This is a genomic window from Curtobacterium sp. MCBA15_008 (assembly GCF_001865065.1).
Classification (GTDB): domain Bacteria; phylum Actinomycetota; class Actinomycetes; order Actinomycetales; family Microbacteriaceae; genus Curtobacterium.
Genome location: NZ_MJGN01000015.1, coordinates 45,504 through 65,799, shown reverse-complemented (window position 1 = coordinate 65,799; position 20,296 = coordinate 45,504). Strand labels below are relative to the sequence as shown.

Genomic DNA, 20,296 nt, shown 5'->3' with positions numbered 1-20,296 from the left:
CCCGTCCTGGGGCTGTGGTCAGAGTCCGAGCAGCATGTTGTTGCGGGCTTGGATGTCTTCCTCGGTGGCGGGGAAGTAGTTGCGGACGCCGCTGAATTCGGCGTTGTGCTGGATCTCTTCGACGGCTGGTCCGAGTGCGCGCTCGTACTCGATGAACGCCTTCTCGACGTCGCCGTTCACGGTCTGGAAAGCGTCGAAGAGGGCCGTGGCGCCGATGATGGCGAGGGATCCGCCCATGCCTGCGGCGGGCGATGCGCAGTAGCCTGCGTCGCCAACGAGCGCGACGCGTCCCAGGGTCCAGGCCGGCATCTTGATCTGGCTGAGCTTGTCGAAGTAGAAGCTGTCGGCGTTGAGCGCCTCTTCGAGGTGGTCCGAGAACGGCGACCCGGCCTGCAGCAGGCGATCGCGGAGGATGCGCTTCTGCTCGTTCTCGTCGTGGTAGTCGTAGGGGATCTCCTCCTGGGAGCGGAAGCCGAGAACGACCTCGGTCCTGGTGTCGTAGGAGTTGATCAGCATCGTCACGCCGGGAGCGTTCGTGATCTGGGTCGTCTGTGGCTCGATGATGCGCCGTTCGATCGCGGCGACTGAGAAGTACGTCTCGAGGAAGTGTGCGTAGGAGGATTCCGGACCGAAGTGCAGGCGGCGCACCGTGGAGTGGTTGCCGTCGCAGCCGAGAATGAGGTCGAAGTCTTGTTCAGTTCCGTCGCGGAACATCACGTGAACATGGTCCTCGTCGGGCTCGGTCAGTGACTTGATGGAGTTGTTCCACAACATCTCAACCTCCCCGTCCGTGGCCGCGGCGAGGATGTCGAGTAGGTCGTCGCGGTGGATCTCGTACCCGTCGCCGGCTGCCTCAGCCGTGGGCGGCTGCGGGTCGATGCGCGCGATGATCTGACCGTCCGGTTCCGTGAACTCGGTCACGCGTGGCGGTAGGGCCTTCTCCTGGATCTGCTCGAGGAGCCCCATGCGCTCGACGATCTCGATCGTCTCGTCGCGGATGTCGACGGGAGTGCCGCCTCGCTTCAGGCCAGGCCCGGTCTCGACGATCGTGACGTCGTACTCGAGCCGGCGCATCCACAACGCCGCTGCAAGACCAGCGAAGCTCGCTCCCGAGATGAGCACCCGCTTTGGGGTGAGCGTGTCCATGACTGTCCCTTACCGTCCGGCCTGCGCCGAACTTTTAGTGGCTACAACTTCTGATGACGCCACCGTAGCAGGAAGTTTTAGTCACTCAACCTTTCGTGGGAGACTCGCAGGATGGAGCAGAGATCAGCCGACGCGGACATGGGCCGTCGAGAGCGCACGAAACGTGAGACACGGGGGCGCCTCGGGGACGTTGCGGCTCGGCTCTTCGCTGCTCGGGGGTACGACGAGGTGTCGATGTCGGATCTTGCACGAGCTGCGGGCGTCTCTGACCAGACGGTCTACAACTACTTCCCAACGAAGCCCGATCTCGTTCTCGATCGCGCCGAAGAGGTGCTCGAGCGGATCCGAGCCGCGGTCGCCTCCCGGGCAGTGCAGCAGTCGCCAGCCGACGCGATCCGTCGCGTCGTCCTTGAAGACATCGACCGGTACGTGTCGGACGATCCGGATCTGGCGAAGGGGCAGTTTCCCGCGCAGTGCAGGCTTAGCGTCGCGCTCCGTCGCCGTGCCCTGGAGTTCTACGACGATGTCACAACAGCGGTGGCTGACGAGCTCCCCGATACATACTCGGACGCGATGACTCGACGCGCTCAAGCAGCTGCGCTCGTCGCGGTCATCCAGCAGACGACTACAGCCATCGGGTCCGCCGTCCTCGATGACGCTGACCGGCACGAGACTCGCGAGCTCCTGGCGAATGCAGCGACGGCGGCGCTGGACAACCTGTCCCACTGGTGGACTGACGAACCGATGCGCTGGCTCTCACAGGGTTCATGACGTGTCGCTCCTCTCGGACCGCTGACACGCAGTTTTCGCGACTTCCGGAGCATCCTTGAAAGGACCCATGACGCTCATCGCCGAGAGGTTCTTGGTTTGCGCTCGGTCGAGCACACCCCCGCTCGACGCGTCTCGCTAGCCGATCCCCATACGGGACGTGCGCCAACTGGCTGCTACTTCGCGCCGGACCAACCGCGGGGTCCTACGACTGGCGAGGATCCAGGCATGAGGATCAGCATCGGCGGCGAGCACCACCTATCGCGGCGGAGCGCATTCTGCGCCGAGACGTGGGATGTCATCGGGATCTACGACTGCGCGGAGCGGGCCAGAGAAGCAACACGGGACATGGCAGGAGCGCAGCCCGGATCTGATACGTGGGTGCTCGAGACGTGGAGTGACGGTGAGCAGCGCAGCAGCGTCCAGCTCACATGACGCTCGGGCAGCGCGCAGGTGGCTCTACTGTGGCGGTCACGGTCGCGCCGCCGCGGGAATCTTCCGCGCAGGTTGGACGACCGGCCCTTGAGACGTGGATGGCCTCGAGCGGCGCTCCGCGACTCGGCGGGATGGTGTCGAGTCCATCGGGCCGGCGTGCGGTGGCAAAGTCGGGACGCCTGTGCTGAACTGTCAGGCATGGGCATCAGTGTCAATGTTCCCGATGTCGGTGCGTTCGAAAGCATCATCGCGACGTTGGCGTCGTGGCAGCGCGACAGTGCTGTCGTGCAGCTGCATCCCGGCGATCTGGGTTGGGCGTGGCGGCACGGCGCGCCGGCAGCGGTCTCGTCAGTGCGGGTGTGGTCGGATGAGGACACCATCGTCGCGATCGGGTTCTTTGATGGTCCCACGGTGTTCCGGATGACCGTCGCGCCCGAGCGATGGTCCGACGCACAGATCGCTCGTCGTGTGCTCGAAGATCTCGGATCCGCTGACGGGATGAGGTTCCCGAACGGGACCCTGTCTGTTGAGGTCCCCACGGGGACCACCCTCTACGAGCTGCTGGCATCCTCGGGGTGGCAGGCAGGCGAGGCGTGGGCGCCGCTGGCCCGGGACCTCGCGGAGCCAGTCGATCTGACGGGTTTGGGTCTCCGGTTCGAAGTGGTGGCCGGTGAACGTGTCGCTGAGTTCACTGCCGTGCACCGATCGGCTTGGGGTAACCAGAGCTTCACGGACGACCTGTGGAACACGATGACCGGCGGGCCCGCCTTTCGGAACGGTGCGTGCATCCTCGGCCGAGATGGCTCCGGCGCGGCTGTAGCCGGGGTGACGATCTGGCCAGCTGGGGTCGGGCGTCCCGGGCTCATCGAGCCGATGGGAGTGGACGCCGATCATCGTGGTCGCGGAAACGGCAGAGCAATCTGTATCGCTGCAGCCGCCGAGTTGCAGAGGCGTGGAGCGTCGATCGCTTGGGTGTGCACCCCGAGCTCGCTTCGCAGCGCGGTGGCGACGTACCGTTCGGCCGGGTTCGCCCCGCTGCCCGAACGGCTCGACCTCGTCCGGGCGCACTGATCCGGACAAACCCACGCCGCCCCTGACCACCCCGGCCGACATGTCCCTTGGCGGGTCCTCATTCCGGTCTCTCGACGGGTTCGCCGCGTTGGCCCGTTCGCCCGAGTGACCGGCCCGCGAGTCCAGCGCAGAGGATCGCGGCCACAGCGACGTGCAGCAGCAGGAGTGTCGGCGCGGACCCGTCTCGAGCGAGTGTGAGAGGCCCGATCAGCGACACAGCCCCGATCCCGGCAGTAGCGAGCAGCCAGGCCCGTCCCCACCTGGAGGCCCACCGGGCCACCACCGCGCGGCTTGCCCAGGCCACCAGGCCGACCGCAGCAGTCACGATGAGAACCTGGGCGAGTCCGATCGTCGCGCCGCCTGCGTCCGGCTCATGCCCCATCGCGACGGTGCCAATCGCCCAGCACGCGCCCGCCGCACTCATCGCAAGGATCACGGCGATGAAGCCGCGTTTCGTCGTCTGCGTCGCGGTCCTTGCCTGTGTCATCTGCTTTTCCGTTCATCCGATTTACTTGAGTGAGTAATAAGATGCTCGTGAAGCAGTGGCACGTCAAGCTGCACGGCCAGCAGGAGGACCTCGGATGGCACCAGCATCATCGCCCAGCGTCGCCGCGCTCAGACGCCGATCGCAGATCATCCATGCCACCATCGCGGTGATCGCCGACGTCGGGTACGCACGCTGCTCGTTCGCGGAGATCGCCCGTCGCGGAGGTCTCAGCAGCACCCGCCTGATCTCGTACCACTTCGACGACCGCGACGCATTGATGCGTTCAGTCGCGTCGACGATCGTCGATGACCTCGCAGTTGCGGTCACGACGGCGATGCGGCGAGCGACGTCGCCACGCGACGCTGTGCACGCCTACCTGCGCGCGAACGTCGCCTTCGCCGACACCCACCGGCCGGAGGTGATCTCGCTCGCGGCACTGCTGTTCGCGGGGAGCCTCCCGGCCGATGGCAGCGATGTCGATGCGACGCAGCAGACCATCGCTTCGTTGATCGCAGCCGGCGTCGAGGAGGGTGAGTTCAGCGGCGTCGACCCGGTCATCGCGGCAGATGTCCTGCAGCGCACGGTCGAGGGAGTCTTTCTCCGACTGCACCGGGCACCCGAAGCGGACCTGTCGGATCTCGGTGACCGCCTGGTCGCGTTCTTCGACTCCGGACTCGGCACCACGGACCACGACCGGGTTGCGAGGGGGACGTCCTGATGGCGCCGTCCGTTCGGCAGCGGCTCGCGGCGCAGTCCTCACGCACCACCCTCGTCGTCACCATCGTGACAGCAGCCGTGAGCGTCGCGGCGGTTGTCCACCCACCCCTCACCGCGGTCATGATCCGCGACGGGGAGCTCGTGCGCGCCGGACAATGGTGGCGGCTGGTCACGTCGATCCTCGTCCAGCCCGACGGGTGGGGGCAGTTCGCGTTCAACCTGCTGGGGATCGCTGTGGTGGGATCAGCACTCGAGCAGCGTCGGTCGGAACGGGTGTGGCTCCTGACGTACCTGGTCGCAGGCGTCGGGAGTGGGCTCGTCCTCACGCTGCTCCTCCCCGAGCAACGCGATGGTGGCGCCTCGGACTGCGTCGCGGGCCTGATCGGCGCGCTCGTCGTCGTCCGGGTCCTGGACCGCACCACCTCCACCGGTTCCCGGGCCTTGCTCGACACCGTCGCGATCGCGTACAGCGCATTCTTCTGCGTCTACCTGACATTGATCGACCTCGGCGGCGTCTGGCCCGCAATCATCGCTGGCGACGCCGCGGTCGCAGTCGCACTGAATGCTTTGCGCCGCTTCGATGTTGTCCGGACCGTCTTCGGACTGCTGGTCCTGGTCACGGTCACCGGCGGGGTCATGACGGCGCGGATCGACGGCCACGGGATCGGGCTCCTCACCGGCGCTCTCGTCGCCATCATCGTCGCGCGGACAAAACCACGGCGTCCGACGACCGCCGCTGTCACGTGAGCTGAGGTGCGTCGAGACCCGGTCGCAATGGCGACCGCTCGACCATCCAACGGGCGGAGGGAGGATGGGCGTCGTTCAGATGAGGATCGGTCACCGGACGTTGCAGGAGCGCGGTGTGGTCTAGCGTCGCATCATGAGCGAGTTCTTCGTCGCGGGCAGCTGGCGGAATCAAGCAGCGGTCCTGACCGTCGTGGAAGCGTTAGACAGCATCGGGGTGTCGTCCTACTCCTTCGTTCGGACTAAGTACGACGAGGACGCGGCAGCACTGGCAGCTCCAGGGGGAGCAGATAACGCTGCGTTGGACTCGATGGGGGTGCGGAAGCTCTTCGAGCAAGACCTCGCCGAGCTTCGAGCATCTGAGCACTTCGTTCTCGTGCTTCCGGCTGGCGCAGCGGCGCACATCGAAGCAGGGATTGCCTTCGGCCTCGGCAAGCGGTGCTGGGCCGTGGGTCCTGTTGACCGATCCGAGACTCTGTATCGGATCTTCGAAGCGATGCCTGCTGACGCGGCCGGTCTAATCGAACACATCACGGCTCTGCCGGCAGTCCGGTAGCCGATCGTCACTCGGGACTCCTCGACGCCGGGCTGTGGCACCCGCGAGGCGTTTCGTGGTGAGCTAGCTGAATGCGTATCAGGTCAGCGGCCGTGGTCGTCCGAGACGAGAGTCTGCTCGTCATCGATCGGTTGAAGAACGGTCGCCACTACTGTGTGCTCCCTGGTGGGCGGGGTCGAGGAAGGCGAGAGCCTCCGCGACGCGTGTCGACGGGAACTGCGTGAGGAGACGGGCCTTGATGCGAGCATCGGCGACCTGCTCGACGTACCAGTGGATAGCGCCGTTCCCGCGGCGTACTTCGTGGCGCAAGTACGTCCTGGTCCGTTGGTACTCGGGGGCCCAGAGATCGACCGTGCCTCGGAACTGAACCAGTACGAGCCGAGGTGGGTGGAAGTGAGCTCGCTCGCGCAGATCCCCTTGGTGCCGGAAGCGGCGAGGCAAGCTGTCCAGCTGGTCCTCGAGGCTCGCCCCTAGGGATCAGCGAACAAGATCCGGTTCGGAAAGCGTTGACGATCGGAGGTTGCGTCAGCCTTCGAGGCGATCCCACCCGGCGGGCATGAGTACCGCTCTGGCCGGAGAGCTCGGGAGCCAGTCATCCCAGTTCGCGTCGAAGGGCCAGTCGGCACGGCGCGTCCGTTCCATCAGCTGATCACCGACCGTGTGCACCGCTGCTGCGTCCGAAGCCGACACGGTTCCGCGCTGCACCATCCATGCCAACTCGTCGGCGTCCTTGAAGTCCGCGTGCCACGAGGACGTGCGTGGATGGCCGGAGGCGACGATGTCGAGCGCCCAGTCCTGCGTGTCGAACCCGAGCGGTGTCCGCTGCCATGGCGTCTCGAGGTTGCCGTACCAGCGGTCCGTCCAGTCCGCGCCGTCGTACCACCGCCACACAGACCAGCGCTCACCCCAACGGTGCACCCGCACCACCGTGTCACCGTCCCACGTCTTCTCGGCGTAGCTGCCATCCCAGGTGTCATGCGCCACGATCCTCCCGTTCGGGCCCTGACCCTGCCCCGCACGTGTCCGCATGCCCGATCCGGTCGGCGTGGCGACGACAACGACGTCCCCGTCGTCCAGGACGGTGCCGGCCACCGCGAACCCGACCGTCCGGCCGCGGCCAGTGAAGTCGCGCACACTCCGCAGGACCACGTCGCTGCCGCGTTCGAAGGGCGTTGCTCGTGCGTGGGGACGTGACTCGGCGCCGGGAGGAAGCATGATCTCGACCCTAAGCGTGGAGCCGCAGCCCCGACGGCAGACCGGCCTCGAGGCGCGGTCACGACCCGGAGCGGTGTGAGCACAACGACCCCGAACCACGCGGGTCACACCAATGACCCCCGTCGGCGGGCGACATCGGTGCCACCCCCGTTCTGGGGTTGTACCCCATCTAGTCCCCCAGAGTGCGGACGCGTACTGTTCTGTCCATGGCCGCCGCACCCGACGGGACCGGAGCGTTCCCCTGACGCTCCGACCGGGTGGCCGTGTCGCGTCGCGCCGGCCCTGGAGATCCCCTCCCTCCCAGGGCCGGCGACGACACTCATCCGATTGTTCTCCTGTGGAACTGGTTGCCTTCGCGCTCGAGGAGCGGTTCACTGGCATCATCTCCGCGCGGATCAGGCGCGGAGGACCGGCAGTCGTCTGAACGCTGCCGAGATGGGACGGGGGTTCCTCACCAGCTCACCCCGTCCCGCCCTCAGCTGTTGGTTGGCGCGTTCTTCGTTCGCTCGCATTCACCGCGAAGTGGTCTCGCTAACCGATCGGCTACCGGACGCTGCTGTCGGAGCTGACGATGGCGACCTGTTCGAGGATCATCCGCATCGTCTGTTCACCAGTGAGGTCGGCGCTGTCGATCCACTGACCTTGATCACCGAAGCCTGCTCGCATGGTGGCGTCGAGCTCGCGGTAGCCATCGAAGTCGAACTGCTCATCCGTGCTGCGTGCGGCGTTGCGGTCGCGGCAGGCTGCTTCGCCAGGGGCAAGGACGACCAACCGTGCGCGCTGCTGAGGGAGCTGCCGGAGGAGGCGATTGAGATGATCTCCGTCGGGAAGAACGCAATCGACGATTGTCGTGAAACCGCTCGCCGTGAAGTTGTGCGCCAGTGCCCCGAGATTGCGGTAGCAGAGCTCAACCTGTCGTTCTGCTTCGTCGGCGGGGTGACCGAGTGGCCAGACCGCGCCGGAGACGATCATCGCGTTGAGGTCATCGGCTCGGATGCGCACGGCACGAGGGAGCGCCGCGGCAACGAGACGGCTCACCGTCGACTTGCCGGCACCCGGCATCCCGGTCACGATCCAGGCCACCTCGTCGGCTGACGAGTCGAGTCCGCCTTCACGCATCGGTGCGACCCGCCGCCCAGAGCCAGCGCAGCGCATCAGGCAGCAGCACCCCGCCGTGGTTCGGGGAGTGCGACCCGTCGCCGACGACGAGCCGGAAGTCGTAGCCAGCTCTCGCGAGTGCGGACGCGGTGTCGAGGCTCTCGGCGAACCAGTTCGCCGCTCGCTCGTTCCAGTGCAGATCCCGGTGCGCAGCATGCAGGAACACACGTGTGGGTCGGCGCGGTTCGGTCGCGAGGAGCGTCGGGTACGGGTTCCCGCCCGGCATCTGCGCGAAGCTCGGGTTGAACGCGATGACCCTCCCGAACCCGTCGGGCCGAGTCCATGCTGCTGTCAGGGCGGCGTTGCCACCACTGCTGCCGCCGCAGATGCCACGGTTCATCGGATCAGCCAAAACGCCGTAGCGGGACTCGACCTCTGGTAGGACCTCCTCCATCAGGAAGCTCGCGTAGGTGTCATCGAACGCGTCGTACTCGGCGTTCCGGTGCTTCGTCGGTACGCCGTCGACGTCCATCACGCCGGGGTCGACGAACACGCCGACCATCGGCGGAAGGACACCGTCGGCAGCGAGGTTGTCCAGCACGGTCCCAGCCCGCACCGCGCCGGCTGGATCGAGGTACCACCAGCCGTCGTTGAACACCATGACCGCGCACTCGGCATCAGCGAGATGTCCTGCGGGGCGATGAACCCAGACGTTTCGAGACGTCCCCGGGTACCGTTCGCTCGAGTCGAGGTGGAGTTCCTCGATCGTGCCGGAGGGTACGTCCGGCCGGACCGCTGAGTCGGGTCCGTACTCGTACGAGATGTCCTGCTGCTCGATCGGGAGAGCGGCGAACGGCACTGTCGGAGACACGAATCGACTCTAACGACCAACCTCACGAGCAGACAGCCGCCGTCATGCTCCGTCCCGGTAGCGTCCGGGCAATATCGGCTACCGGACGGTCATGGCTCCGCCAGCGAGCTCGCTCCGACCGCCGCTCCGCGGCGCGGTCGTCCTACGACGCAGTGATCCCGAGCTGTGCGAGAACGGGTTGATCGCCGATGGTCTGCAGGTTCCACTTCGGGCGCTTGAAGGCACCGCGGGAGAGTCGCACGCGCTGTTCGTCGACCGGTTGCCCGGACCGGGGCGATACCTGCGTGACCCCGTTCGGCTCGTAGCCGAGCTTGTACGAAACGGTCAGCGACGGGGTGTTCCAGGCCGCAGCACTTGACTCTGCCCATTCGGCACCCAGAGTGTCGAAGGCGAACAGCAGCAGGGCCGCGCGCATCTCGGTGCCGACGCCCTTGCCTTGGGCGCGTCGGGTCAGCCAGGAACCGGAGTTCACAGTCCGGCGGTCCCCGAAGTTGAACGCGGCGAGGTCCTGCGCCCCGATCACCTCGTCGTCAAGGATGACGGCGAATTGGATCGTCCAGTTCTGCGGCGAGACCTGGCGGAGGCTCCACTGATACGTCGCGAGGTTCCGCGGCAGCTCCTCCGGAGACGCATCGGTCCATGGGAAGCCAAACGGCATGCGGTCCGAGTTGTGGATGCCATTAAGAGCAGCCTGCGCCAGGGCAGGGAGGTCCTGGTCCCGCACCGGACGCAACACCAGCCGTGGGGTTCGGAGTTCGAGTCCGAACAACGGCCACAGCTTCTCCAGTTCCATACCGGGACGCTACCTGTGCCGGTCACCGCAGCGAGGCGTGTTACGCGCCCGGCCGCTGAGTAGCGACCCTCGCATCTGTTCTCTCGCAGCGCCCGGTGATCGATCGGCCACCGAGCCCACGGCTGAGAGCGATGCTCGTCGGTAGCCGAACCGTCCGCCCCGCCTTTCGATTCGCGACTCCTGCGTATCGCTGCGTCCAGCCGGGCGTGGCGCCACCGGTTCTGCGCGAAGCCGACCCCCGCGAGACAAAGGGCGGCGCCTGCGCCGGCCAGGACCGTGAGCAGGATGCTCCCCGCGTCTCCTGCCGCGGCCCGCGCGGACATGATAGTGACACCAACTAGGCCGACGAACGCCAGGCCGAGAACAGCCGAGATCGCCTTCATGGTTCGGAGCTACATCCCGTCCCGATAGCCGATCGGCTAGCGAGACTCCCGTTCCAGCGTGGAGAGTCTCTGGTCAGAACGCTCCGGGCGTGGAAACGGTCGAGTCGCGCACGACCAGACTCGTCGGGAATTCGTACCGTTCGACCGGGGATGGCTCGCCCGCGAGATTGTCGAGTAGTAGTTCGGCGGCTTTGCGGCCCATCTCGGCGTACGGCTGTCGTGCTGTCGTGAGCTGGGGTGTGACGAGCAGCGCTGCGCGTTCATCGTCGAAACCGGCTACGGCGACGTCCTCGGGGGTGCGGAGGCTGTGATGAGCGATCTCTCGAAGGGCGCTCGGGGCGAGCTGGTCGTAGGCGCAGAAGACTGCGTCAACCGGGACGTCCTGTTCCAACAGGTTGGCGAGTTCGGGGCATCGGCTGTCGGATTCCTGCGCATTGGTTTCGATGATCAGGTTCGGGTCGACCGTGATCCCTGCAGCCTCGAGTGCCTGCCGGTAGCCGGCGAGACGGTCGCGGAGGAACAGCGGGTCCTCCGTCATGCCGATCGCTAGCCGTGGTGCGAGGAACGCGATCCGGGTGCGGCCGAGGCCGAGCAGGTGCTGTGTCACTTGGTGGGCGCCATCGAGGTTTGCGGCCGAGATGCACGGCATGTGGATGGTCGTGCTCGTGTCGTCGAGGGCGACGGCTGGGATTCCGATGCGGTCGCACGCTTCCCGGACGGGTTTCTGGTCGGGGACGCTGATGACGATTACGCCCTCGGTTGGAACGTCAACCAGGGTTTCGATGACGTCAGTGAGGCCCTCGTTGGAGGTGGGGATGGGGTGGATGAGCACCTGGTACCCGGCCTCGCCCGCTGCAGTAATGCACGCACGGACGACGGGTTCCCACCATCCCCACTGGTCATTCGGCACAATCACGCTGAACGCGCGGTGTCCTCCGCGGCGGAGTGCTCTGGCTGCGACCGAGGGGCGGTAACCGAGTTCGTCGGCGACTGCACGGACTCGCGCCCGAGTGTCCTCGCTGACATCCGCGTTGCCGCCGAGCGCGCGCGACACCGTTGCAATGCCAACGCCCGCCGAGCGCGCCACTTCCGCCAGCGTCACGCGTCTCGTCATCGTCTTGCCCCCTCGGAGTTGACAGCCTGCCCGTCGGTATTACTCTACCGGAATCGTTACCGGAATCGTTTCCGGTAACGTTTCCAGCCAACACACTCAACGACGAGGAAGCTCTATGACCACGCAACCGGCCACCGCAGGCCGCACTGCTGCCAAGCCGGTCGGCGCCGCGTTCATCGTGATCTATGCGCTCGCGATGTTCGGCATCTGGATGGCGATCAACCTGCCCGCCTCCGTGACCCTCGCGCTGCGCATCTCCGAGATCGACCCAGCAGGAAAGGCAACGAGCTACTCGATCGCTGCCGGCGTCGGAACCCTGACGGCGCTGCTCGCCAACCCGTTCTTCGGCCGTCTATCCGACCGCACACGGAGCCGGTTCGGCCGGCGCCGACCCTGGATCGTCATCGGCATGCTCGGCACCGTCGTCGGCGCCGCCGTCATCGGGCTCTCGAACAGCTTCGCATTGCTGCTCGTCGGCTGGGTGCTGATGCAAGCGTTCGTGAATGCCGCGATCGCCGCCGTCCTCGCGATCGTCGCCGACCGCGTCCCCGAGTCCCAGCAAGGCATCATCGGATCGCTGTCCGGAGCAGCCTCGGCAGCGTCACTGGTGGTCGGGATCTTCTTCATCCAGGCGTTCCCCACCAGCATCCTTGCGCAAATTGGGCTGCCAGTCGCCGTTGCGCTGGTCCTCGCCGCAGCACTGGTAGCGGTGTTCCGTGACGACGCTCCCGCTGCCGAACCGCTTCCCGCGTTCGGCGTGAAGGAACTCTTCGGATCGTTCTTCATCAACCCCCGCAAGGAGCCGGAGTTCTCCTGGCTCCTGCTGGCGCTGTTCTTCATGTTCGGAGCGTGGGGCGTCGTGTCGACGTACACGGTCTACCTGCTGCAGGACATGGTTGCCGTGCCGAAGGGCCAGCTCAACGACGTCATCACCCTCTCTTACGTGATCCCCGGTGTCCTCGCCTTCGTGTCCGGCCCGATCGCCGGCATGGTCGGCGACCGCCTCGGCCGCCGGAAGCCAGTACTCGCGTTCGGTGCGATCGTCAGCGCCATCGGGATGGCCGTCATCGCGACCGCTTCCAGCTCGGTGCAGTTCCTCGTTGGCGCTTCGCTGGTGTCCGGAGTCGGTTCGGGCGTGTTGCTCGGGACCTATATCGCGTTCGGAATCAAGACGATGAAGGAGACCACCGACGCGGCACGCAACCTCGGGGTGATCAACATCGCGATCACACTGCCGTTCTCCGTCATCCCGTTCATCGCACCGCTCGTGCTCGCCATCGGCGGAGGGGAAGCGAACTACGTCGCTCTCGTCCTCTTCGGCGGCGTCCTCGCGCTCCTCGGCACGCTCCCGCTGTTCAGGATTCGATCCACCCGCTGAACCCACTTCCTTTTTCGTCGGCCACAGCCGCCCGAACACACATTCGCAGCACCCCCGCAGCCCTGAAAGGACCACCCGTGCTCAGCTACCTTGACCCGACGGAGCCCATCGAGCGCCGCGTCGACGACCTGCTCCCTCGAATGAGCGTCGCCGAGAAAGCTGGCCTGATGTTCCACCCCTCGACCGAGCCGGCCGGAGCGGACCTGTCGACACACGACGCCGCGGCCGCAGCTCAGCGCGACGTCGTCACGCGGGGAATCAGCCACTTCAACGTCTTTGGCGGCGACGACAGCGAAACCGTCGCCGCCTGGCACAACACCCTGCAAGACCTTGCCGCCAGCACGCGCCTCGGGATCCCGGTGACGCTGTCATCCGATCCGCGGCACGGGTTCCGCAGCAATCCCTTCACCGGCCAGTCGCTGGGCAGTCTGTCTCGATGGCCAGAAACCACCGGCATCGCGGCGATCCCAGGAACAGACGCGGTGCGCGCCTACGGCGAAACGATCCGTGCCGAGTTCCTCGCCATGGGCCTCCGGGTGTACCTCGGCCCGATGGCAGACATCTTCACCGAACCCCGCTGGTCACGCGGCGCCGGCACGTTCGGTGAAGACCCCGAACGCGTCGCCGAACTCACAGCCGCATTCATCGAAGCCCTCCGCGGCGGACCTGAGCTCGGAGCGCAGTCGGTAGCAGCCGTCGTGAAGCACTTCCCAGGCGGTGGCCCGCAACTGCGCGGCGACGACGCACACGACGCCCGATACCCGGAGCAGGTTTACCCCGGCGGTCAGCAGGAACTCCACATCCGTCCCTTCGAACGCGCCTTCGCGGCCGGGGCGACCCAGGTCATGACGTACTACGGCAAGCCCGTCGGCACCGAGTGGGAAGAGGTCGGCTTCGCGTTCAACGCGCCCGTCGTGCGGGGCATCCTGCGCCGTCGGCTCGGCTTCAACGGCATCGTCGTCACCGACTGGAACCTGCTCGAAAGCGACATGGTCGGTGACTACCTGTTCGGACCCAACGGCTGGGGCTTGGAAGACCGCACACCTGCCGAGCGCGCCCGGATCGCGATCGACGTGGGTATCGACCAGTTCGGCGGGGACCGCAACACGGCCATCATCGAGGAACTCGTCGACGCCGGGCTCGTCCCGGAGTCCCGCATCGATGAGTCCGTCCGGCGCATCCTGCGCGAGAAATTCCGCCTGGGCCTCTTCGAACAGCGCCAGGTCGACATTGAGCACGCCCGAGAGACTTGCGGCGCACCCGTGTACTTCGAACGAGGCGTCACCGCACAGCGAGACTCCCTCGTGCTGCTCTCCGACACCGCCGGAATCCTGTCCAACGACGCGACTCTCTTCCTCGAGGGCTTCGACGACTCCGATGGTCACCCCACGACGACCGACCCGACCACGGCAGACGCGGTAGTGGTGCGACTCGACGCACCCTTCGAACCAGGCCGAGGCTCGCTCGTAGCCGAGTACTTCCACGGCGGAACCCTGGCGTTCTCGACGGAAACCATCGAACGCTTGCAGGCGTACGCAGAACACGCACCGGTGTTCGTTTCAGTCTTCCTCGAACGGCCAGCGATCGTCGGACCGCTCATCGACCTCGGCGCCACAGTCGTCGGGGAGTTCGGCGCGAGCGACCGCGTCGTCCTTGACGCGTTCTCGGGCAGGTCAGCGCTCACCGGGCATCTGCCATTCGACATCCCGTCGACCATGGCCGCGGTCGAAGCGTCGCGTGAGGACGTTCCCTTCGATTCCGCCGAGCCTCGGTTCCGCACCGGTAGCGGACTTCAGCGACGCGCAGTCGCGGACAGCCGCCAGGAAGCCTGAAGCACGGATCCTCCACTGATGCGCGTCCGGTAACCGATCGGCATTCGGACGTCATGCGCTCGTCAGCGTGTCGATCATGGCGGCTCGCTCGAGGAGCTGCGCTGTTTCCGCTGCCGTGTGCTCCGAGGTGGCGCCGTGCCGTCCCACTACGAAGCGGATGAGGTCGAGGAAGACCAGCGCAGCGCAAGCTCGCAGTGCTTGGCGGCCACCCGTGCTGCGAACGCGGAGCCGGTGAGGAAGACCACCTCGTGACCCCGTGCCAGCAGGTCCTGGGTGATCGTGAGCATGGGTGCGACGTGCCCGTAGATGGCCGTGGTGGCCACGACGATCTTCGTCAACAGGGAACCCTTCGTCCCTCTTTGCGGAGTGCTGCGGCGACCGTACGCCGGGTCTGAGCCCTGGAACATCCGCGGGACCACGGTCGCCGTCGGTCCAGCACGCCGGTACGTTCATCGCCGTGCTCGCCGACGACCTGACCCCGTTCCTCCGCGCGCTGCTCGAGGAGGACGGGCCTTCCGAAGACCAAGACCGACTGACCGAACGCGCAGTCGCTACCCTCCGCGACCTCGGGGCGTTCCGAGCCGGGGTTCCGGAACAGTGGGGCGGCATCGAGGCATCATTCGTCGAGGTGTCGGACCGGATCGTCCGGCTCGGCGCCGCAGCCGGCGCGGCAGCGTGGGTAGCGGCACTCGCGTACGGTTCCAACCTCGCTGGCGCGCTGCTCCCCGATCGAGGACAGGAAGAGTTGTGGGCGACCGACCCGGACGCGCACGCGTGCGGATCGTTCTCACCGTCCGGCACAGCACGACCGGTGCGGGACGGGTACGTCGTCGATGCAGTCGTCGAGACGGTGTCCGGGATCCACTCAGCGGGATGGCTGATGGCGATGGTGCTGACGGAGGGGACCGGACAGCCGGTGCTGGTCTTCGTCCCGACCGCCGAGGTCACGATCGAGCGGACCTGGGCGGTGTCGGGGCTCCGTGGTTCCGGCAGCGACCGTGCCGTCGTCGCAGCTGTCACGGTACCGACGCACCGCGTCCTCGCGGTCAGCGACTTCACCGCCGGCATGGGCCAGTGGGGGCTGCCCGTTGATGCCTTCGGCCCGGCCCTGCTCGCGGCGCCACTGATCGGATTGGCAACGGGAGCGGTCGAACTCGCCCGGAAGACGCTTCGCGAGGGTGGGACCGACCGTGCCGCACTTGCCGACGTGCGCGCCGCGTACGCCGACGCCGCGATCGCTGCGGACCGGGCATCGAGCTCGTACGAGGCAGCTCGGGCCGTACTCGGCACCGGCGTGGGCAAACCAGAACCAACCGACATCCGCCGCTCGGTCACCGCGGTGTCCACCGCGGTAGCGCACGCCGCGCAGGCCGGCGATCTCGCCGCCGTCGCGGTCGGCTCGAGCGCCCTGCAGCGCGAACACCGAGCGAACCGCATGTGGCGGGACCTCGAAACCGGAAGCCGACACACGCTGTTCACCCCGCGGGCCTTAGCGGCCCGCTACCTCGCCGACCTGCGGACCGACGCGCCCACCTGAGCGACGAGCCCGGCGCAGCAGCTCTCTCCTGCCCGGCAGCGGATCGTCTACCGCGACGCAGACCTGGTGGCCGGTCTGAGCAGCACGAGGCCGGGCGCCCCGTTTGGAGCGGAGGGTCCGTGACCGATCGCTGTGAACCCAAGAGCGACATAGAGCTGGAGAGCTGGACTGTCGACATCAGAGGTCTGCAACCAGCACGCGGTGTCGTCGATCGCTCGTAGCCACTCACCGAGCACCCGCCGTCCGAGCCCGCGGTACTGCTCACCCGGCGTTCGTGCAAGGAGATTCAGCGAGTACGAGTCGTCAAGTTCTGACGCCTCGGAGGCAAGCGTCTCCCGAAGCTCATCTGCCCAGGGATACTGCTGTTCCTCCCACCGCCACGGGTGCCCGTAGCAGAACGCGACGAGTCGGCCGTTGTCACGAGCAACCCCCGCGATCACGCGCTCACTCTTGATCGAGGCTTCATAGACCGTTGCGAACAGTTCAGCGCTCGATGGAGGCTCGCAGAGCGGAGGTTGCTCTGCCGCGGTCTGGTACAGCGAGCGAACTTCCTCTCGGTCGGGAAAGTTCTCCACGGAGTTCGAAACGCTGACGACGGTCATGTCATCGAGCTTAGGAGCGTGCCCGATAGCCGATCGGCTACCGGGATAGGTGCAAGGACTCCGGTACGGCCTCAGGGTGAGATGCGTCCGATAACGTGCAGGACGGCGGTGACGACTTGACCAACACAATCATTCGGCCGGCGGTGCCGTCGGACGAGGCGTTCCTCCGCAGGATGGTGTTCATCGCATGGCGATGGGATCGCGCCTGGGACGAGACCGCCTACGCGCAACACCGTTTCTGCAACGAACCGGACACCTACGTCGATGGCTTCGGTGACGACGCCGGTGATCTCGGAGCTGTGGCGGAAGTGGACGGCGAGCCCGCTGGGGCGGCTTGGTGTCGTCTCCTCACGGCGGAGGCGGCCAGATCGGGCCATGTTGATGACGCGTTCCCGGAGCTCGTGATCGGCGTGGTCGACGAGCGACGCGGACTTGGTCTCGGGCATCGCCTCCTCGAGGCGATGATCGAGGCGTGCCGTCTGCGTGGCGTCGAAGCGGTCAGCCTTCACGTTGCGCGCCGGAACCACCGAGCCCGTCGGATGTACGAACGGCTCGGTTTCGAAACCGTGCGGGAACACACCTCCGGCACCGTGATGATCCTCCGGCTCATTGTTTGACCGCCACGCTTGCATCGCGAAACATCGGTCGCGACCTGTCCGGTGCGGGATCGGCGGTTTCAAGGGGTCGTTGCAACGGGTGGTTGTTTCGGGTTCGAGAGTAGCTGCTCGAAGGCTTCTGCCGGGGTGCGGTAGTCCAGGGTTTTACGAGGTCGGCTGTTGAGTTCAGCAGCGACGTCGAGGAGCCGTTCGGGGCTGTGGATGCTGAGGTCGGTGGACTTCGGCAAGTACTGCCGGAGCAGGCCGTTGGTGTTCTCGTTCGAGCCGCGCTGCCAGGGCTTGTGCGGGTCACAGAAGTAGATCGCGAGGTCCGTGGCGAGGGTGATGTCCTTGTGCCGGGCAAGCTCGGTGCCCTGATCCCACGTCAACGACCGGCGGAGGTGCTCGGGCAGGGTCTGGATGGTGGGGATCATCGCGTCGCGGACCGCATCAGCACTGTGCCCATCAGGCAGGTGCAGCAGCATCACGTACCGGGTGGTGCGTTCAACGAGAGTGCCGATCGCGCTCCTGGCGTTGATCCCGACGATCAGGTCCCCTTCCCAGTGCCCGGGGACGGCCCGGTCATCGGCTTCAGCGGGGCGTTCGCTGATCAGGATCATGTCGCGAATCTTCGACCACGACGCGCGTCTGGGCTCGCCCCTGTGCCGGCGGATCGCTCGGCCGGTGCGGAGGTGTGTGTGCAGGTCAGCGCGCAGGTGCCCGCGGCCCTGAACGAACAGGGACTGGTAGATCGTCTCGTGCGACACGTGCATCTCCGGCCGGTGAGGGAACGTCCTGGCCAGGTCATCACGGATCTGCTCCGGGGACCAGTTCCGCACCAACCGCAGCTCGACCTGCAATGCGAGCTCGACCCGGTCCAGCTTCCGCGGTTTCGGCCGCCGCGCTCGGACGCGGCACCGCTTCTCGGCGGCGTATGGCCGGTAATCGCCGTTGCGGGAGCTGTTCCGGGCCAATTCCCGGCTGATGGTCGACGGCGCCCGCCCGAGCTCCACTGCAATCCGGCGAACCCCGGCACCGGTCAGACGGAGGTCAGCGATCCGGAGCCGTTCCTCCTCACTCAGGTACCTCCCGGAACGGGACGCTCGCTCGAACGGGTTCTTCCCGCGAGCGGCTTTGAACCATCGGTATCCCTGACGTGGATGCACCCCGACAGCATCGCAAGCAGCGGGCCTGCTCATGCCCTGTCCGAGTAGCTCCCAGAATCGCGCCTCTCGAGCGCGCTGCTCCGGCCTGGATCCCATCTGCAACACTCCAAATCACGGCGGTGTTACAACGACCAGCTGAACCCAAGATCGCTACCGGACACCGAGGAGTGGGCAACCACCGCTGTGCTCTCAAATGAGAGGGAGCCGGAAGGGGCCCGGTGGGACGCTGCGTTGGGAGTCACCACACGTTCGCCCTGCTAAGCCACTCCTCGAGCGGGCGGATCTCGAGACCGCGGGCGTCAGCAAAGAACGGCGCCCCGCCGGTGAGGACGGGGCGCTGCAGTCGGGGGCGTCGACGCAAGGTCAGTGGATCGCTTTGCTTCCCGAGAGCCGGGCTACCGTCCAGAGGAGCAGCCACGAGATTGCCCCGACGTACGGGATCACAAGGACGACTACGGACCAAAAGGCTTTCGAAGTCGTGTCGAACATGGTTCTCTTCCATACCTGAACGATTGCGAGAACATCGAGGGCGATGACGATCGCGATGAGGATGACGGAACTTCCGGGGTACAGGTTTTCGAGCAAGGTTGGCTCTCTTCTTAGGTCTGTCGTTGTGATAAGTACAGGCTGACGTGGGTGCCGCTGACGCGAATCCCGAAGTCAGTACCGCCCGAGAACACGTTGATCGGCGACTTGTGTGTGTACAACTGAGCTGGCCAGGAGGGGCCCCTTCGTGCTCCCTCCTGCAGACGCCGCAGGCACCACCCAAACCGCGCATGATCGGCGCGACGACCAAACATACGATGACGTCGAACGGAGACACCACGTCCCCGTTCGTGGCGCAATACCTTCCGGCAGAGGTGCGATCTCTTGCCCGGACCGAAACCAGGACGGGCTCAGGAGCCGCGCCGCGCCTGCTCCGTTCTCCTGACGCATGGCTGGTCGCGCTGTGCTGCCCGGTTCTGACCCCGCTGTTCATCTTCGGACCACCTGACCCGATTACGGACCGAAGCAACAGCGACGACGCTGTTCATACGCGAGCAGTGTTGAGTCTGGTGGTCCCGATAGCCGATCGACTAACGGACTGGGTGGCCGAGTAGTGGCGTCCAGAGTTCGTACCTCCGACCGATTCACAGGCACGAGACCGGGTGGCAGGCTGGCTAGTCATGGGGAACGGTGTGCTTCATCGTAACGACCGATACGCGGTCACAGGCCTTGCAGTCGTTGCCGCGTGGGTGCTGCTCTTCTGCGCAGCTCACGCGCACTACGTTCCTCTCGAGACCGCGTACCAAGCCCACCTCGACTCCCTGAACAACCCGCCGATCCTTCAAGATCCGCCCGCCCAGGTCGCGCTTGCCGAGTTCTTCGTGGGCGCTGTGCTCGTGCTCGCCGTGCCAGCAGCTGCTATCGCGCTTCTCACTGGGCTCAGCACCGCGCGGAACAGCCGAGGCGTCACCTGGGTACGAGTTCTCGGGTGGACGACGTTCGGGATTGGCGCCATCGGAGCGTTGCCCGCGCTCGGCGCTGGCCTCTTTGGTGCGGTCGGAGCGTTCTTCAACGCGTTGACGTTGCTTGGTTGACGACGCTCGGTAACGCGGATAGTTCCGCAAGCGGATCGGCCACCGGACAACGACGTGAAGGCTCGACGGATACTGATCGTCCTGGTGTGGTGGTCGCCGCGTCCGCTGGGCTGAGGAGCCGCGTTGCCATCATTGGGGCTGTGTGGCGCACGGTTCTCGCAGCGTTTCGTCGAGCCACGCGCGGATTGCGCGCTCGTCGTCGTGCGT

Annotated in this window: 23 protein-coding genes; 12 read left to right on the top strand and 11 right to left on the bottom strand. The window is 66.3% G+C overall.

What is annotated here, in order from left to right:
- Window positions 1-18 precede the first annotated feature (18 nt).
- Window positions 19-1,146: an FAD-dependent monooxygenase gene (locus tag BIU96_RS08095; RefSeq protein ID WP_071292097.1), complete on the bottom strand. Its 1,128-nt coding sequence runs from the start codon at window positions 1,144-1,146 to the stop codon at window positions 19-21.
- 111 nt (window positions 1,147-1,257) lie between these two features.
- Between BIU96_RS08095 and BIU96_RS08090 the strand changes: the two genes are divergently transcribed.
- The 3 genes from BIU96_RS08090 to BIU96_RS08080 all read left to right on the top strand — a co-directional run bounded on the left by BIU96_RS08090 (window position 1,258) and on the right by BIU96_RS08080 (window position 3,420).
- A complete protein-coding gene (locus BIU96_RS08090; protein WP_071292096.1) occupies window positions 1,258-1,917 on the top strand; it encodes a TetR/AcrR family transcriptional regulator in 660 nt (219 codons plus the stop codon).
- A 225-nt stretch (window positions 1,918-2,142) separates the two neighbouring features.
- Window positions 2,143-2,349 (top strand): hypothetical protein, encoded by a 207-nt coding sequence (locus BIU96_RS08085; RefSeq protein WP_071292095.1) that lies wholly within the window; start codon window positions 2,143-2,145, stop codon window positions 2,347-2,349.
- Window positions 2,350-2,547: 198 nt separating this feature from the next.
- Window positions 2,548-3,420 (top strand): GNAT family N-acetyltransferase, encoded by an 873-nt coding sequence (locus tag BIU96_RS08080; protein WP_071292094.1) that lies wholly within the window; start codon window positions 2,548-2,550, stop codon window positions 3,418-3,420.
- A gap of 58 nt (window positions 3,421-3,478) precedes the next feature.
- Here the strand turns inward: BIU96_RS08080 and BIU96_RS20480 are convergent, their stop codons facing one another.
- On the bottom strand, window positions 3,479-3,907 hold the full coding sequence (locus tag BIU96_RS20480; RefSeq protein WP_071292093.1) for a DUF6069 family protein: 429 nt from the start codon (window positions 3,905-3,907) through the stop codon (window positions 3,479-3,481).
- Window positions 3,908-4,001: 94 nt separating this feature from the next.
- Here BIU96_RS20480 and BIU96_RS08070 point away from each other — a divergent pair, with 94 nt between their 5' ends.
- The 4 genes from BIU96_RS08070 to BIU96_RS20475 all read left to right on the top strand — a co-directional run bounded on the left by BIU96_RS08070 (window position 4,002) and on the right by BIU96_RS20475 (window position 6,398).
- Window positions 4,002-4,625 (top strand): TetR/AcrR family transcriptional regulator, encoded by a 624-nt coding sequence (locus tag BIU96_RS08070; RefSeq protein WP_083402746.1) that lies wholly within the window; start codon window positions 4,002-4,004, stop codon window positions 4,623-4,625.
- On the top strand, window positions 4,625-5,371 hold the full coding sequence (locus BIU96_RS08065; RefSeq protein ID WP_071292091.1) for a rhomboid family intramembrane serine protease: 747 nt from the start codon (window positions 4,625-4,627) through the stop codon (window positions 5,369-5,371). Before BIU96_RS08070 ends, BIU96_RS08065 begins: the two co-directional genes overlap by 1 nt.
- Before the next feature lie 133 nt (window positions 5,372-5,504).
- Window positions 5,505-5,924, top strand: a complete 420-nt coding sequence (locus tag BIU96_RS08060) for a hypothetical protein (RefSeq protein ID WP_071292090.1) — start codon at window positions 5,505-5,507, stop codon at window positions 5,922-5,924.
- Between the two features lie 153 nt (window positions 5,925-6,077).
- Window positions 6,078-6,398, top strand: coding sequence for an NUDIX domain-containing protein (locus BIU96_RS20475; protein ID WP_071292089.1), 321 nt, complete (start codon window positions 6,078-6,080; stop codon window positions 6,396-6,398).
- Window positions 6,399-6,449: 51 nt separating this feature from the next.
- Here BIU96_RS20475 and BIU96_RS19785 read toward each other — a convergent pair whose 3' ends face one another.
- The 5 genes from BIU96_RS19785 to BIU96_RS08030 form a co-directional block, all read right to left on the bottom strand.
- Window positions 6,450-6,908 (bottom strand): DUF402 domain-containing protein, encoded by a 459-nt coding sequence (locus BIU96_RS19785; protein ID WP_217642246.1) that lies wholly within the window; start codon window positions 6,906-6,908, stop codon window positions 6,450-6,452.
- Window positions 6,909-7,682: 774 nt separating this feature from the next.
- Window positions 7,683-8,258, bottom strand: coding sequence for an AAA family ATPase (locus BIU96_RS08045; RefSeq protein ID WP_071292087.1), 576 nt, complete (start codon window positions 8,256-8,258; stop codon window positions 7,683-7,685).
- Window positions 8,251-9,108: an esterase family protein gene (locus BIU96_RS08040; protein WP_071292086.1), complete on the bottom strand. Its 858-nt coding sequence runs from the start codon at window positions 9,106-9,108 to the stop codon at window positions 8,251-8,253. The genes BIU96_RS08045 and BIU96_RS08040 overlap by 8 nt, the downstream gene beginning before the upstream one ends.
- 142 nt (window positions 9,109-9,250) lie before the next feature.
- Window positions 9,251-9,901, bottom strand: a complete 651-nt coding sequence (locus tag BIU96_RS08035; RefSeq protein WP_071292085.1) for a GNAT family N-acetyltransferase — start codon at window positions 9,899-9,901, stop codon at window positions 9,251-9,253.
- 456 nt (window positions 9,902-10,357) lie between these two features.
- Window positions 10,358-11,386 (bottom strand): LacI family DNA-binding transcriptional regulator, encoded by a 1,029-nt coding sequence (locus BIU96_RS08030; RefSeq protein ID WP_254786033.1) that lies wholly within the window; start codon window positions 11,384-11,386, stop codon window positions 10,358-10,360.
- A 127-nt stretch (window positions 11,387-11,513) separates the two neighbouring features.
- On the opposite strand from BIU96_RS08030, the gene BIU96_RS08025 reads away from it, so the two are divergent.
- Both BIU96_RS08025 and BIU96_RS08020 read left to right on the top strand, forming a co-directional pair.
- Window positions 11,514-12,776 (top strand): MFS transporter, encoded by a 1,263-nt coding sequence (locus tag BIU96_RS08025; protein WP_071292083.1) that lies wholly within the window; start codon window positions 11,514-11,516, stop codon window positions 12,774-12,776.
- Between the two features lie 77 nt (window positions 12,777-12,853).
- The gene (locus BIU96_RS08020) at window positions 12,854-14,608 is read left to right on the top strand and encodes a glycoside hydrolase family 3 protein (protein ID WP_071292082.1); all 1,755 of its coding nucleotides are present in this window, start codon (window positions 12,854-12,856) and stop codon (window positions 14,606-14,608) included.
- A gap of 146 nt (window positions 14,609-14,754) precedes the next feature.
- Here the strand turns inward: BIU96_RS08020 and BIU96_RS08015 are convergent, their stop codons facing one another.
- Window positions 14,755-14,946, bottom strand: coding sequence for a hypothetical protein (locus tag BIU96_RS08015; RefSeq protein WP_071292081.1), 192 nt, complete (start codon window positions 14,944-14,946; stop codon window positions 14,755-14,757).
- Between the two features lie 119 nt (window positions 14,947-15,065).
- Between BIU96_RS08015 and BIU96_RS08010 the strand changes: the two genes are divergently transcribed.
- Window positions 15,066-16,145, top strand: a complete 1,080-nt coding sequence (locus BIU96_RS08010) for a hypothetical protein (protein ID WP_071292080.1) — start codon at window positions 15,066-15,068, stop codon at window positions 16,143-16,145.
- Window positions 16,146-16,192: 47 nt separating this feature from the next.
- Here the strand turns inward: BIU96_RS08010 and BIU96_RS19380 are convergent, their stop codons facing one another.
- Window positions 16,193-16,747: a GNAT family N-acetyltransferase gene (locus BIU96_RS19380; protein WP_139199909.1), complete on the bottom strand. Its 555-nt coding sequence runs from the start codon at window positions 16,745-16,747 to the stop codon at window positions 16,193-16,195.
- 116 nt (window positions 16,748-16,863) lie between these two features.
- Here BIU96_RS19380 and BIU96_RS08005 point away from each other — a divergent pair, with 116 nt between their 5' ends.
- Complete coding sequence (locus BIU96_RS08005) at window positions 16,864-17,364, top strand: GNAT family N-acetyltransferase (protein WP_071292118.1); 501 nt, start codon at window positions 16,864-16,866, stop codon at window positions 17,362-17,364.
- A 59-nt stretch (window positions 17,365-17,423) separates the two neighbouring features.
- Here BIU96_RS08005 and BIU96_RS08000 read toward each other — a convergent pair whose 3' ends face one another.
- Complete coding sequence (locus tag BIU96_RS08000) at window positions 17,424-18,542, bottom strand: IS30 family transposase (RefSeq protein WP_302847721.1); 1,119 nt, start codon at window positions 18,540-18,542, stop codon at window positions 17,424-17,426.
- A 330-nt stretch (window positions 18,543-18,872) separates the two neighbouring features.
- Complete coding sequence (locus BIU96_RS07995) at window positions 18,873-19,094, bottom strand: PLDc N-terminal domain-containing protein (protein WP_175477490.1); 222 nt, start codon at window positions 19,092-19,094, stop codon at window positions 18,873-18,875.
- A 581-nt stretch (window positions 19,095-19,675) separates the two neighbouring features.
- Here BIU96_RS07995 and BIU96_RS07990 point away from each other — a divergent pair.
- Window positions 19,676-20,089: a hypothetical protein gene (locus tag BIU96_RS07990; RefSeq protein WP_139199907.1), complete on the top strand. Its 414-nt coding sequence runs from the start codon at window positions 19,676-19,678 to the stop codon at window positions 20,087-20,089.
- The last annotated feature ends 207 nt before the right edge of the window (window positions 20,090-20,296 follow it).